We start from the raw sequence: 12,857 nt of genomic DNA, 5'->3' as shown, positions 1-12,857 counted from the left end.
CGCGGCGGCCGTCCGCCGACCCGCCGCCCCCGCCCACCGAACGGTGCCCGCGGCGCCCGTACCGCCGCCGTCCCGGGCCCTAGCCTTGATCAGTGGGTAGTGAAGGGGGCTCATGTCCGATATCGAAGCGCTGCTGGAGGAGCTCCGGAAGCTGCCGGACACCCCGGCCGCCAGCACCCGTGAACTACAGGCGCTGCTCGGCACCGTGAAGAGCGCCGCCGGGCGGTGGGCCGATGTGCTCTACGCCGTACGGGAGTCGGCGCACGGGCTGGCCGGCCCGCGTGCCGAGGCCGCCCTCGCGGTCGCCTTCCGCCGGGCCGAGGAGTCGTACGTCGAGCTGGAGATCGCGCTGAAGGATCTCGGCCCCGGCCCACCGCGCCGACCTCGGGCCGGCACCTGAAGCGGGTCCGCGGAGCGGTCCGGGAGACGCCTACCGCCGGAGAAAGCATCCTGCGTAGACTCCCGTTGCCGTACGTCCGCTGCCGCCCGCGGGCCCGCGGACGCCCACCGCCCCGGCCCGGCCGGGACCGCGGCCCGACCGAGAGAGCAGGGGACCATGCCGGGAGACCAGCGGCCCCGCCGCGAGGTGGTGACCGGAGTGCCCCGCCCCGGCCGCCGGCCCCCGGGGTACGCGCCCGCCCGCTCCGAGATCACCGAGCAGACGGCCCTCGGCGCCACCTACGTCCGCTCCCTGATGCGCAGCCAGCTGCGGACGGCGCTGCACACCGTCGGTACCCTCGCGCTCCTCGTCGGCACCCTGCCGCTGCTGTTCGCGCTCCCCGCCGCCTTCCACGGCAGCGCCCCGTCCCCGCAGCTCCTCGTCTGGGCCGTGCTCGGTTTCGGAGTCCATCCGGTCATGTGGCTGACCGCCCGCTGGTACGTGCGCCGCGCCGAGCGCAACGAACGAGATTTCCTCACACTCCTCGAAGGCCGCTGACCGGTGCCGATAGCGCCGCGTACCGGCATATCCAGCCCCGAGTCCATCGCGCGCCCGCGGCCCCGGATCCGCCGGGGGAGCGCACCGGGGCGCCGGCTCCGCCGCCGTACCCCCGCGTCCTTCCGGCGGTGGCGGTGAACCAGGCCTATGCCGTGACCGCCGTGACCGTCGTCGTGGTCGCGACCCTCCTCATCGGCGGGCTGGGGCTGCGCATCTCCCGTACCACCTCCGACTTCTACGTCGCCTCCCGTACCGCCGGGCCCCGGCTCAACGCGGCCGCCATCAGCGGCGAATACCTCTCCGCGGCCTCCTTCCTCGGTATTGCCGGGCTGGTCCTCCTCCAGGGGCCGGAGATGCTCTGGTACCCCGTCGGCTACACGGCCGGATACCTCGTCCTGCTGGCGCTGGTCGCCGCCCCGCTGCGCCGCTCCGGTGCTTACACGCTCTCCGACTTCGCCGAGGCCCGGCTGGAGTCCGCCGCCGTGCGCCGGCTGGCGTCCCTCTTCGTCGTCGGTATCGGCTGGCTCTATCTCCTGCCGCAGCTCCAGGGCGCGGGCCTCACCCTGGAGATCCTCACCGGAGCCCCCAACTGGGTCGGCGGGGTCGTGGTGGCGGTCGTCGTCACCGGCGCGGTCGCCGCGGGCGGCATGCGGAGCATCACCTTCGTCCAGGCCTTCCAGTACTGGCTCAAACTGACCGCGCTGCTGGTGCCCGCGCTCTTCCTGGCCGCCGCCTGGGCCGCGGACGACGCGCCCCGGGCCCGTTTCGACGCCCCCGCCGTCCTGCGGGAGCACACCGCCGTCACCGTCGACGACACCGTACGCATCGACATCGCGAAGCCCCTGACGCTGTCCGTCGACGGTACGGTCGACGGCGTCCGCCACGACCACGCCACCCTCACCCTCGGCGAAGGCGCCCACCGGATCGACGCCGGAACCCGGATCGGACTGCCCGCGGGCTCCGAGGTACCCGAGCGGGTGACCTCCGAAGCCGATCCGTCGAGCTGGTCGCAGCCGCTCTCCGGCGGCCACGACGGATCGCACCTGTACGCGACCTACGGGCTGATCCTGGCCACCTTCCTCGGCACCATGGGCCTGCCGCACGTCGCCGTCCGCTTCTACACCAGCCCCGACGGCCGGGCCGCCCGCCGTACCACCCTCGTCGTACTCGGGCTGGTCGGCGCGTTCTATCTGCTGCCGCCCGTCTACGGCGCCCTCGGCCGGATCTACGCCCCCGAACTGGCCCTCACCGGAGCCGCGGACGCCGCCGTACTGGTCCTGCCGGAGCGGGTGCTCGGCGGGGTCGCGGGCGATCTGCTGGGCGCCCTGCTCGCGGGCGGCGCCTTCGCCGCGTTCCTGTCCACGGCGTCCGGGCTGACGATGGCGGTCGCCGGAGTGATCTCCCAGGACGTGCTGCCGCCGCGCGGCGTGCGCTGGTTCCGGCTGGCGGCCCTGCTGGCCGTGGTGGTCCCGCTGGCCGCCAGCACCGTGGCCGGCAACGTTCCCGTAGCCGACGCCGTCGGACTCGCCTTCGCGGTCTCCGCCTCCTCCTTCTGCCCGCTCCTCGTCCTCGGCATCTGGTGGCGCCGGCTCACCCCGCCCGGGGCCGCCGCCGGGCTCGTCGTCGGAGGCGGCTCGGCCCTCACCGCCGTCATGGCCACCCGCGCCGGACTCGCCCCCGAAGGCTGGACGCACGCCCTGATGGCCTGGCCTGCGGTCTGGTCGGTGCCGCTGGGCTTCCTCACCATGGTCCTGGTCTCCCTGGCCACCCCCCGCCGTATACCCCCGTCGACCACCGCGACCCTCGCCCGGCTCCATCTGCCGGAGGACCTCGCGGGCGGCCCCGGGCAGCCCGAACCGCCCCCGGGCCGAGGAGGAACGCGATGACCGGTACGGGAATGGCCGCCCTGGCCGCGGCCGGAGCGGTCCTGCTGGCCGCCGGGATCGTCCTCGGCCGGCTCACCGCCCGCCGCGGCGACCGCGCCGATCTGCACCTCGGCACCCCCGTCGAGCGGGCCACCTTCCACACCCTGCACACCGCGTCCCTGGCCGCGCCCCCGCTGCGGGCCGGGCTCACCGAGGACACCGCCCGAAAGGCCGCCCGCAGGCTCCGCTCCCTGCTGGGCACCGAGGCGCTCTGTCTCACCGACCGCGAACGCGTCCTCGCCTGGGACGGGCCGGGCGCCGACCACCACGAGCGCCGGGTGATGGCCCGGGTCGCGGAAGTCCTGGAATCCGGGCGCGGCACCACCCTGGAAACCCGCTGCGAACAGCTGGAGTGCCCGCTGCGCTGGGCCGTCATCGCCCCGCTGACGGGGGAGGACGGCGTTCTGGGCACCCTCGTCGCCTATGGGTCGAGGGAGTCCGCCGTACTGGTGCGGGCCGCGACCGAAGTCGCCCGCTGGGTCTCCGTACAGCTGGAACTCGCCGAACTCGACCGCTCCCGCACCCGGCTCATCGAGGCCGAGATCCGGGCCCTGCGCGCTCAGATCTCCCCCCACTTCGTCTTCAACTCCCTTGCCGCGATAGCGTCCTTCGTCCGTACCGACCCCGAGCGGGCCAGGGAACTGCTGCTGGAGTTCGCCGATTTCACCCGGTACTCCTTCCGGCGCCACGGGGAGTTCACGCACCTCGCGGACGAACTGCGCTCCATCGAGCAGTATCTGGCGCTGGCCGGCGCCCGGTTCGGGGACCGGCTGAAGGTGACGCTCCAGGTGGCGCCCGAGGTGTTGCCGGTCACCCTGCCGTTCCTCTGCCTCCAGCCCCTGGTGGAGAACGCCGTCAAACACGGTCTCGAGGACACCACGGGCGAGCGCCGGATCACCATCGCAGCCCGGGACGCGGGCGCGGAGGCGGTGGTGACCGTGGAGGACGACGGGGTGGGCATGGACCCGGCGGAGCTGCGCGGGATCCTCGCGGGGGAACGGCCGGCGTCCTCGGGAATCGGGCTGTCGAACGTCGACGAACGGCTGCGTCAGGTGTACGGGGACGGGTACGGGCTGGTCATCGAGACCGGGGCCGGGGCGGGAATGAAGGTCACCGTCCGGATCCCGAAATACCGGGCGGGGGTGCATTCGTCACCGGGGCGCCGTCCCCGGTAGGTCACATGAGCCCGCTGTCTCAGCCGTCCCGGCCGTCCCGGCGGACCCCGGTGAACCGGGCCGGTGCCGGGCCCCGGTACGGTCAGAAGAGGTGGATCGCCAGATGTCCGAGCGGCAGCCCGAGCTGCCAGGCCGGGGTCCACACCCGGGTCTGCTCGTCGACGGTGCCCGCCCGGCCCGCCGTCCGGCGGTGCGTCGAATCGTCACCGAGGTCCGTCGTCAGCAGCTCCGTCCGGCTGAGCCACTGCCACGACTCCCGGGCCAGCAGCAGATCGGGCGCCGGTCCGCTGCCGAGCGCCCCGGCCCGCTCCTCGCGCGCCGCCAGCCTCCGCTCCACCCACTCCGGCCACGGATACCCGTAGGCGGTGCGGTTCAGCCACTCCTCGATACTGGCCACCGCATGCGTCCCGGCGAATTCGCCGGAGCCGTCGCAGAGGTGGACGGTGAGGGCCAGGGTCTCGCGGCCCGCGCGGTACTCCAGCGAGCCGCCGTCGACGAGGGCGCTGCCGCGCAGCATCTCGTCGGCGATGTACTCGGCGCAGAACCACGCCATGGGCACGGCAGGGGTCTCTCCACCGGTCTCGTTCGTACTCTCGGTCTGCACCGCTCCCACCTTCTTCCGGACGACACGGTGTCGGTGTCGGTTCCGAGACGAGCCTCTACCGAGTGACACGGCCCGCGGTGCATCTTTGCTCAACTTCACCGTGACGTTTCGCACTCCGGGGGTATGTGCCGTGGCCACAGGGGGAGACGGGGTGCCCGGGACGGCCGGTGCTCACGTGATGACCCCGGCGGCCCGTGGCCGGCGGCCGGTGGACCCGGGGCGCGGGATATCACGCGGCGCGCCGCCCCGCTCGGGCGTACCCGGGCAGTCGCGGGGCGAGCGCGCGCAGCGCGTAGTGGGTCCGTGATTTGACCGTACCCGGCGGTATTCCGAGGGATTCGGCCGTCTCCCGGACGCTCAGCCCCTGGAAGTACAGCCGGTCGAGGACGGCCCGGTGGTCCGCGCTCAGCGAGTCGACGGCGGCCCGGACGTCGAGCTGGGCGACGGCCATCTCGGTGGGGTCGGCCGGGTCGGGTGTGGTGGCGAGCACCCCGTCCCCGATCTCCGCGGGACGGGCGAGCCGCGAACGCCGGGCGTCGATGGCGAGCCGTCGCCCGACCGTGAACAACCAGGGGCGCATGGACTCGTAGGGCCGCTCGAAGGCCTCCGGATGCTGCCAGGCCCGGACGAGCGTCTCCTGGACGAGGTCCTCGGCGCGCTGCTGGTCGCCGTAGGTCAGACCTTGGAGGAAGCTCAGCAGGGCGGGGCCGTGTTCGCGCTGGAGTTCCGCGATGGCTCCCTCGTCGGTGGTCGGGGAAGCGTTCAGGGTTGCCGTCGCCATGGTTCAACACCTCTTCTCTGGCGTTCCGGCCGGGCGGGCCGGTGGCGCGGATTGCCGTGGGCGGGGCGGGGCGGGGCGGGACCGGGTCGGGCGGGGAACCGGCACGGCGGTGCCGGACAGGGGCCGTGGCCGTATGGAAACCAATACGGGGCGGCCGGAGAAGCGGGTGGGGCGCCGTCCGTAGGCGAGCGGTCGGCCCGGGTCGACGAGTGGTGCGACGAGCGGGCGGCCGGATCCGGCCCGCCGGGGCGACGGGACGGTGAACGGTCCCTTCCGGGTGCGCCGCGGACCGGCCGTGGACACGGCCCACGGGCTGTTCGGCTGCCGCCGATGCGGTGACCGTGCCCGCGCCGCACGCCGTGTCGCTTGCGTTCCGGTGACCCAGCCTGTGCATTCAGACGATCGGATAGTCGTATTGTCACGTTCTCCGTCGGGCTCCGGTGCCGACGCGGGTTGGGAGCAGCAGCGCATGGGACGGGACCGGAACAGCGGAAACGGTCGGCACGGCCGGCGCAGGCCACGGCACGGCGGCAGGCTCGGGCGGTACGGCCCCCCGGCGCTCGCCGTCCTGCTGCTCACGGCCGGGACGACGGCCTGCGCCGCCCCGGGCCGGGAACCGGCGAAACCCCGGACCTCGCCGTCCGCCGCCCCGGGCGCGTCGGCCACCCGCGCCTTCACCCTCGTCGCCAGCGGCGATGTCCTGCCCCATGACTCGGTGATCTCAAGGGCCCGGAGCGACGCGGACGGATCGGCCGACGGCTATGACTTCCGCCCCATGCTCGCGGCGGTCCGGCCCGTCGTCTCGGCCGCCGATCTGGCGATCTGTCATATGGAGACGGTGTACGGCGCCGACGGCGACTACCAGGGCTATCCGGCCTTCACCTCGCCGCCGCAGGTCGCCCGCGGACTCGCCGCCACCGGCTACGACGCCTGCTCCACCGCGTCGAACCACACCCTGGACGACGGAGCCGACGGCATCCGCCGCACCCTCGACGCCATGGACACCGCCGGACTGGTCCACCACGGCTCCGCCCGTACGGCCGAGGAGGCCGCCCTCCCCGGCCGGCTCAAGGCGGGCGGTGCCGAAATCGCCCATCTCGCGTACACCTACGGCACCAACGGACAGCCGCTGCCCGACGGACAGCCCTGGGCCGTCCGGCTCATCGACGAGCAGCAGATCCTCGACGACGCCCGCGCCGCCCGCCGGGCCGGTGCCGATGTGGTCGTCCTCAGCCTGCACTGGGGCACGGAGTGGCAGACCGACCCGGACGAACAGCAGCTCACCCTGGCCAGGAGCCTCACGGCCGCCACCACCGGCGGCCGCCCCGACATCGACCTCGTCCTGGGGACGCACGCCCATGTGCCCCAGGCCTACGAGAAGGTCAACGGCACCTGGGTGATCTACGGGATGGGCGACCAGATCGCAGGCCCCATGTTCGACTACACCGGCGCCCGAGACCACCGCGGAAACATGGGCTCCATCGGCCGATTCACCTTCGCCCCGCCGAAGACCCCGGGCGGACGCTGGGAGGTCACCCGGGCGGAGTTCGTACCGCAGTGGTACGACACCGACGCGGGACGGGTCGTGAACCTTCCGGCCGCGCTCGCCGAGGACTCCGGCCGTGACGACCTCCGCGAGGTCCAGGACGGTATCGCCGAAACCGTCCTGAGCCGGGGCGCCGCCAAGCACGGTCTGACGATGGCCCGCTGAACCGGCCGCCGCGGGGTACCGGGGTGACAGGAGCCGTACGAGCCGGGCAGGCCCCGGCGACGGCCCCTACGGGACCACCGTCACCGGCCAGCGGCCCGCCTTCACCAGCTTGACCGCCACCGAGCCGATGAACCGGTGTCCCGCGGACTCCGAGAGCCCCACCACCACCGCATCGGCCTGCAGATCGTCCGCGGCCTGCACCAGACCGCTGTACGCGTCCCCCGGGAAGGTGTGGAACTCCCAGCGGACGTCCCAGATGCCCCGCACCCGTTCCGTCGCCGCCCGCACCTCGGCGACCAGTTCCTCCGCGACCCCGCCTGTGGTGTCCGCCACCGGCACCCCGAGGGCCGCGCCCGCCGCCATCACCGGCTGGACGTACACGATCGCGAGCAGCGCGTTCTGCCGCCGGGCCAGCCCACCCGCGTACGCCGCGGCGCGCAGGGAGGAGTCGGATCCGTCCACACCGGCGACGATCACCTTCGGTCCGTCGGTACCGCGTTCGAAGGACGATGCCGGAGAGGAGCGGGGAACTGTCACACCACCGAGGGTAAGCCGTGCGCCGCGGATCCGGCCCGCGAGGTGTCCGCGCCGGTCGTACGGGGTGGGAGGGGCACGGACCGGCCGGTCCGGCCGGCCGGTCGGCAACCGCATCGGCCGACTGTGCGAACGCGGCGCTGTTCGACTGCTCCCATCGGGTAATTTCCTTCCGGGCCGCGTGTTGATCAAGCCCGTGGACCGGTCGTCGTGCGAGCTGTTGGTCATGAAGAAGGATCAGACGCCACCGGATCGCCGCACCGTGCTCCGGATCGCCGCGGGTATCGGCGCCCTTGCCACCGTCGGCCTCCTCGTCACCGAGGGGACCGGAGGGCGGACCGTGGCTCCCGGGCCTGCCGCGGGGGGCGCGGGCGGTGCGCCGGGCCGTCCGGCGGCCCGTGCGGCGGGTGCCGCGGGCCTCCGGGCCCGGTCGACCGCCTACCGGCTCCAGCCGATGACCGGGATCCCGCGCGGGCTGCGCCGGGTCCGGCCGCCGGTGCGCGAACACCCCTTCCTCAGCCTGCCGTCGCCGGGCCGGACCATGGTGCTGACCTTCGACGACGGGCCGGACGACCGCTATACCCCGGAAGTCCTGGACATCCTCGCGCGCTACGACGTCCCCGCGATGTTCTTCGTCTGCGGTGAGATGGCCGATGTGAACGGGGATCTCGTACGGCGGATGGTGGACGACGGGCACGTGGTGGGCAACCACACCTGGTCCCATCCGCTGATGCCGTCCCTGACACCGTCCCGGATCCGTGACGAGATGGGCCGGACCAGCGAGATCGTCGAGGAGCTGGCCGGACAGGCGCCGCTCTGGTACCGCGCGCCCTTCGGGGCCTGGAACCGGCACTCCTTCGAGATCGGCGCGGAGCTGGGGATGGAGCCGCTGGCCTGGACCGTCGACACCCTGGACTGGACCGAGCCCGGTGCCGGGACCATCGCCAGCCGGGTACTGGACGGTGCGGCGCCGGGCGTGGTGGTGCTCTCGCACGACGCCGGGGGAGACCGTTCGCAGAGTGTGGCCGCGCTCCGCAACTATCTGCCGAAGCTGCTGGAGGCGGGGTACACGATCACCGTGCCGCAGCGCTGAACCGGGCCGGGGCCGGCGACCACCGGCCCCGGCTCCGGCCCCGACGGCGGTCCGCAGGCGCGGCAGCGGAAACGTGCCGGCCGCCGGTTCCGGGCCCCGGCGCGAGCCGTCGGCGCGAGGTGACCGCTCGGTCCCGGGCCGCCCGCGCGAAGCCGCCCGTCCCGGACCCTCAGCGCGCGGAGACCATCCGGGCGAAGACCACCACATTGCCGTCGTATCCGTCGGCCCGGCTCCAGCCGCCGCCGCAGGTGATCACCCGCAGCTCCGGATAGCCGGTGTCCCCGTACACCTGGGCGCCGGGGAAGTCGTCCTTGGCGTACACCTCGACCCCGTACACCTCGAACACGGCCTTCTTCCCGTCGAGCCGGTCGACCTCGACCCGGTCGCCCCGCTTCACCGTGCCGAGCCCGTAGAACACCGCAGGCCCCGACGTGTTGTCGACATGGCCCGCGATGACCGCCGTACCGCGCTGTCCGGGCGCGACACCGTTCTGGTACCAGCCCGCGAACTCCGGCGCGTCGGCGGGGGGCGCCTCGATCCAGCCGTCGGCGTCCAGGCCCACGTTCATCAGCGGGGCGTCCACCCCGATCGCGGAGATCCGCACCCGTTCGGCGGGCGCGTGCGGCAGGGTCTTCGACACGGCGGGCCCGGCGAAGGTCTCCCCGTCGGTACGGCCCAGGGAGGCGGCGGCAGCGGGCTGGGGCGGGCCGAGCGCGACGTCCACCCCGTTCTTCATCAGGGCGATCCCGGTGAGCATCACCAGCGCCAGCACGCCCCAGGGCGAACGCCGCCGCGGCCCCGGGTCGTCGAAGTCCGCGCCCATCGCACCTCTTCCCTCCGGCCGCCGCGACCGGACACCCTCCGTCCGGTCACCGGTGACTCCGGTCGATTCCCTGGGCACGGTAGGTGAGCCGGACGGCCCCGGCGATCCGGACAGGGCGAACGGGTGGCGCCGTCCAGCCGGGGTGACCCATCCGTGTCAACGCCCCGGCGTGACTTCCCCGATCCGGGTGACAGTGTGTGACCTGCGCATCCGTCGAGGCCATTCGGCGCGTCGTGGGCGTGTCGGCTCACCGGGTCGGACGAGTCCCGACATGCGGTCCCCGGTCTGCCCGGTGAGGGTTCGTCATGGAAGGCGTACTCGTCGAAAAACCCGGAGCGCCGCTCCGGGCGTCTTCCGCTGGAGGTTCACGATGCGTGCTTCACGCGCTCTCGCAGTGGCCGCGGCCGCGTGCGTGGCCGTAGGTGTCCCGGCGCCCTCGGCGGTCGCCGGCGGCGGTGGCGGGGACGGCAGGGACAACCGGGACACGGGGCCGTTCGCCATCTCCGTCCATCCGCGCTCGGTCCACGAGGGCGGGACCCTGACGGTCACCGTGCGCGGCTGCTCCCGCGGCGGGACGGTGACCTCGAACGCCTTCCCCACGGCCCGGCTGGAGCACCGCGGCAACGGCGAGTTCCGCGACGGCGCCGACAGCCGTGAGAGCCGTGAAGGCCACGACAACAGGGGCGGAGACAGCAGAGACAACAGAGATAACAGAGATATCAGGGACAACAGGGATGCCCGGGACAACAGGGGTGATGTGCAGACGGCCTTTGCCCGGGTCTTCGACCGTGCGGCGCCCGGTGAGTACAACCTGGCCGTCCGGTGCACCGGCGGCAGCCGGGTGGAGACGGCCGAGTTCGCCGTGCTCCGGGGCCGGGGCGCGCGCGGCGGTCTCGGCGGCTCGATGGGCCCGACGACCGCCGAGATGGCCGTCGGCGGTTCGCTGGTCGCCGCCGCCGCGCTCGGCGGGGCCCTGGTGATCACCCGCCGTCGACGCGCCTCCGGCGGAGCCGTCTGACCGGACGAACCTCCCGGTCGGCGAGTCGGCCCGCGGCGCCCGATCCCGGAAGGGGTGGCGCCGCGGGTGCCGCGCTGTCCACGGCCTCAGTGCCGGCGGCCGGCGTTCCGGCGGCGCAGGGCGTACGCGGTCCCTGCCGCGGCTGCCACGACGAGCGCCGCGCCCGCCGCGACCTCGGTGGTACCGGCGCCGCCCGCCATGCTGCCGCCGAGCCCGCCGCGGACGCCCTGCGGTGTCACGGTCGCCGTGGCCGTCGCGGTACGTGTGGCCGTCACGGTGGCGGTACGGCTCGCCGAGGGCGCGGGGGTCGCGGTGGCGGCCGGCGGCCGGAAGGTGGAACTGGTCGTCGGACTGGCGGTCCCGCCGCTGATCGTGAGGATGAACGTGCCCTGCTGGTTGCCGCAGGTGAAGCGGACCGAGTACTGGGCGCCCCGGCGGGCGTCCGTGTCCACGGTCGCCGTGGCCGAGGTGCCGGGCCGGATGGTCGCCGTGTCGAAGATCCCGGACGAGGCGGTCGCCGTGGTGGGGCAGTTGCTTGCGGAAAGCGCGATCCGTCCGCCGGGTGCGACGGTGGCCGGCGAGACGGTGAACCGGACCGGGTCGCCGTCGCCGCCGGCCCGGGCGACGGGAGCGGCCAGGGCCAGCACGGTCGCTCCCAGCAGAGCGGCGGACGCGGCACGTATCGCACGCATGGGCATTCCTCCGGGTCCCCGAGGAGCAGACGCGGAAGCGGTTTCCGCGGAAGGGCGGAATATGCCCCTCGACAACCGAAACGCTAGGAGTGCCCCCACCCGGTCGCGATCGCTGTCGGGCGAACGGGTCATCCGTATCCGCCGGGCGGGGGACACCGGCGGCGCGCCGCCACCGAACCGCACCGTTCATCGCCCTTGCCCTCGCCCTGCCAGCGGTCCGGCCGTCCGGTATCCCGCGATCGGTCCGTGCCGCCCGGTGCCCCTTCCGCATCCGCATCCTGCCTGCGCCGGGCCGGCCCCCGGGCGCCCGCCGCGGGAATCCTGCGGCACGGTTGAACACTTGCCCGTACCCCGGCCGTACCTAGGGCCGTGGGCGGCGTACCCGGGCGCCGCCGACACGACGGACACGGAGACGGACGGACCCACGGGAGTACACGATGAAGACCTGGCGAAGCACGTCGGCCGCCGCGGCCGCGGCGGCCCTGCTCGTCCTGACGACGGCGTGCGGTCAGGAGGACCGGGCCGGCGGTGGCGGTACGGACGGCAGGCAGCCCGCCGGTGCGGCGAAACCGGCCTCGGGGGGTGGCTACGGGGACTACGGCTCCGGCGCCGCCGCGGCCCCGGGCGGCGCGGCGAAACCGGCCGGACGGCTCGCGGTACGGAACATCCCGCAGCTCGGCGAGGCTCTCACGGACAGCGCCGGATTCACCCTCTACCGCTTCGACGAGGACACCGCGTCACCCCCGCGGTCCCGTTGCGAAGGCGACTGCGCGAAGGCATGGTCGGTGGTGGCCGCGGCGGGGGCGACCGCCCCGCCCGGAGCCGGCCCCGCCCTCCTCGGCGAGGTGACCCGGCCCGACGGCGGTACACAGCTGACCGTCGCCGGATGGCCCGTCTACCGGTACGCCGGGGACACGGCGCCGGGGCAGGCCCGGGGACAGGGCGTCGGCGGCACCTGGTTCGCCGCCGCCCCGGACGGCGGCAAGGCGGGCGGCGGGGGAGCGGCCGGAACCGGCGGTACGGGCACCGGCGGCGGCTACGGCACCCCGGGCAGCAGCCCGGACAACACCCCTGGCCGGGACTCCGGTTCCGGTTCCGGTTCGAGTCCCGGTTCCGGTTCCGGTTCCGGTACCCGCGCCACCGGACCCGCGGGACTGCCCGGACTGTCGACCCGCAAGGATCCGAAGCTCGGCGAGATCGTGGTGGACCGCGAGGGCATGACGGTCTACCGCTTCATCAAGGACTCGGCCTGGCCGATGCGCACCGCGTGCACCGGGGAGTGCCTGAAGAAGTGGCCCGCGGTGGCACCCGTCAACAAGAACGACACCCGGGGCATCCTCAAGAAGGGTTTTGTCACCTTCGCCCGACCCGACGGAATCAAGCAGCAGACCATCGACTGCCGGCCGCTCTACACCTTCTCCGGCGACCGCGCCCCCGGAGAGACCAACGGGCAGGGTGTGGGCGGTACCTGGTTCGCCGTGACCCCGCAGGGCAAGGCGGTCAGGACGGCGGAGTAGCCGCGCGCCGGGCCGGCCGTCGCGGCACTCCGCGGACCGCCGGACGG

13 protein-coding genes are annotated in these 12,857 nt (G+C 74.0%); 8 read left to right on the top strand and 5 right to left on the bottom strand.

The features are described from left to right. Nucleotides 1-112: 112 nt before the first annotated feature. From ACIQ9E_RS07455 to ACIQ9E_RS07440, 4 genes are all read left to right on the top strand, one after another. Nucleotides 113-400, top strand: coding sequence for a hypothetical protein (locus tag ACIQ9E_RS07455; RefSeq protein ID WP_403703410.1), 288 nt, complete (start codon nucleotides 113-115; stop codon nucleotides 398-400). Nucleotides 401-556: 156 nt separating this feature from the next. Then, a complete protein-coding gene (locus ACIQ9E_RS07450; protein WP_403703407.1) occupies nucleotides 557-937 on the top strand; it encodes a hypothetical protein in 381 nt (126 codons plus the stop codon). A 134-nt stretch (nucleotides 938-1,071) separates the two neighbouring features. Further along, nucleotides 1,072-2,823 carry a cation acetate symporter gene (locus ACIQ9E_RS07445; RefSeq protein ID WP_403704037.1) on the top strand — a complete coding sequence of 584 codons (1,752 nt, stop codon included), beginning with the start codon at nucleotides 1,072-1,074 and terminating at the stop codon, nucleotides 2,821-2,823. Next, complete coding sequence (locus tag ACIQ9E_RS07440) at nucleotides 2,820-4,037, top strand: histidine kinase (protein ID WP_403703404.1); 1,218 nt, start codon at nucleotides 2,820-2,822, stop codon at nucleotides 4,035-4,037. The genes ACIQ9E_RS07445 and ACIQ9E_RS07440 overlap by 4 nt, the downstream gene beginning before the upstream one ends. An 82-nt stretch (nucleotides 4,038-4,119) precedes the next feature. Here the strand turns inward: ACIQ9E_RS07440 and ACIQ9E_RS07435 are convergent, their stop codons facing one another. Then, nucleotides 4,120-4,641, bottom strand: a complete 522-nt coding sequence (locus tag ACIQ9E_RS07435; protein ID WP_403703401.1) for a hypothetical protein — start codon at nucleotides 4,639-4,641, stop codon at nucleotides 4,120-4,122. Between the two features lie 229 nt (nucleotides 4,642-4,870). Next, entirely contained in the window at nucleotides 4,871-5,422 is a 552-nt protein-coding gene (locus ACIQ9E_RS07430) for a sigma-70 family RNA polymerase sigma factor (protein WP_403703398.1), read from the bottom strand. Between the two features lie 469 nt (nucleotides 5,423-5,891). Between ACIQ9E_RS07430 and ACIQ9E_RS07425 the strand changes: the two genes are divergently transcribed. Next, on the top strand, nucleotides 5,892-7,133 hold the full coding sequence (locus ACIQ9E_RS07425; protein WP_403703395.1) for a CapA family protein: 1,242 nt from the start codon (nucleotides 5,892-5,894) through the stop codon (nucleotides 7,131-7,133). A 66-nt stretch (nucleotides 7,134-7,199) separates the two neighbouring features. Here ACIQ9E_RS07425 and ACIQ9E_RS07420 read toward each other — a convergent pair whose 3' ends face one another. Then, entirely contained in the window at nucleotides 7,200-7,670 is a 471-nt protein-coding gene (locus tag ACIQ9E_RS07420; protein WP_403703392.1) for a universal stress protein, read from the bottom strand. Between the two features lie 223 nt (nucleotides 7,671-7,893). Here ACIQ9E_RS07420 and ACIQ9E_RS07415 point away from each other — a divergent pair, with 223 nt between their 5' ends. Then, the gene (locus tag ACIQ9E_RS07415; protein WP_403703389.1) at nucleotides 7,894-8,760 is read left to right on the top strand and encodes a polysaccharide deacetylase family protein; all 867 of its coding nucleotides are present in this window, start codon (nucleotides 7,894-7,896) and stop codon (nucleotides 8,758-8,760) included. A 169-nt stretch (nucleotides 8,761-8,929) separates the two neighbouring features. Here ACIQ9E_RS07415 and ACIQ9E_RS07410 read toward each other — a convergent pair whose 3' ends face one another. After that, the gene (locus ACIQ9E_RS07410) at nucleotides 8,930-9,583 is read right to left on the bottom strand and encodes a class F sortase (protein ID WP_403703386.1); all 654 of its coding nucleotides are present in this window, start codon (nucleotides 9,581-9,583) and stop codon (nucleotides 8,930-8,932) included. Between the two features lie 370 nt (nucleotides 9,584-9,953). On the opposite strand from ACIQ9E_RS07410, the gene ACIQ9E_RS07405 reads away from it, so the two are divergent. After that, nucleotides 9,954-10,601, top strand: coding sequence for a hypothetical protein (locus ACIQ9E_RS07405; RefSeq protein ID WP_403703384.1), 648 nt, complete (start codon nucleotides 9,954-9,956; stop codon nucleotides 10,599-10,601). A gap of 86 nt (nucleotides 10,602-10,687) precedes the next feature. On the opposite strand, the gene ACIQ9E_RS07400 is transcribed toward ACIQ9E_RS07405, so the two are convergent. Continuing rightward, nucleotides 10,688-11,293 (bottom strand): hypothetical protein, encoded by a 606-nt coding sequence (locus tag ACIQ9E_RS07400; RefSeq protein WP_403703381.1) that lies wholly within the window; start codon nucleotides 11,291-11,293, stop codon nucleotides 10,688-10,690. Nucleotides 11,294-11,730: 437 nt separating this feature from the next. Here ACIQ9E_RS07400 and ACIQ9E_RS07395 point away from each other — a divergent pair, with 437 nt between their 5' ends. Continuing rightward, nucleotides 11,731-12,810, top strand: a complete 1,080-nt coding sequence (locus ACIQ9E_RS07395) for an SCO0930 family lipoprotein (RefSeq protein ID WP_403703378.1) — start codon at nucleotides 11,731-11,733, stop codon at nucleotides 12,808-12,810. Nucleotides 12,811-12,857 lie beyond the last annotated feature (47 nt).

It is taken from the genome of Streptomyces sp. NPDC094448 (assembly GCF_044763775.1).
GTDB lineage: Bacteria > Actinomycetota > Actinomycetes > Streptomycetales > Streptomycetaceae > Streptomyces.
The sequence above is the reverse complement of the archived record's forward strand: the minus strand, read 5'-3'. Positions and strand labels throughout refer to the sequence as shown.

Excerpts from the sequence above, each read along its gene's own strand:
- ACIQ9E_RS07440 (WP_403703404.1), top strand. The coding sequence starts at position 2,820 with ATGACCGGTACGGGAATGGCCGCCCTGGCCGCGGCCGGAGCGGTCCTG.
- ACIQ9E_RS07415 (WP_403703389.1), top strand. The coding sequence starts at position 7,894 with ATGAAGAAGGATCAGACGCCACCGGATCGCCGCACCGTGCTCCGGATC.
- ACIQ9E_RS07450 (WP_403703407.1), top strand. The coding sequence starts at position 557 with ATGCCGGGAGACCAGCGGCCCCGCCGCGAGGTGGTGACCGGAGTGCCC.
- ACIQ9E_RS07430 (WP_403703398.1), bottom strand. The coding sequence starts at position 5,422 with ATGGCGACGGCAACCCTGAACGCTTCCCCGACCACCGACGAGGGAGCC.
- ACIQ9E_RS07400 (WP_403703381.1), bottom strand. The coding sequence starts at position 11,293 with ATGCGTGCGATACGTGCCGCGTCCGCCGCTCTGCTGGGAGCGACCGTG.
- ACIQ9E_RS07455 (WP_403703410.1), top strand. The coding sequence starts at position 113 with ATGTCCGATATCGAAGCGCTGCTGGAGGAGCTCCGGAAGCTGCCGGAC.
- ACIQ9E_RS07425 (WP_403703395.1), top strand. The coding sequence starts at position 5,892 with ATGGGACGGGACCGGAACAGCGGAAACGGTCGGCACGGCCGGCGCAGG.
- ACIQ9E_RS07410 (WP_403703386.1), bottom strand. The coding sequence starts at position 9,583 with ATGGGCGCGGACTTCGACGACCCGGGGCCGCGGCGGCGTTCGCCCTGG.
- ACIQ9E_RS07395 (WP_403703378.1), top strand. The coding sequence starts at position 11,731 with ATGAAGACCTGGCGAAGCACGTCGGCCGCCGCGGCCGCGGCGGCCCTG.
- ACIQ9E_RS07405 (WP_403703384.1), top strand. The coding sequence starts at position 9,954 with ATGCGTGCTTCACGCGCTCTCGCAGTGGCCGCGGCCGCGTGCGTGGCC.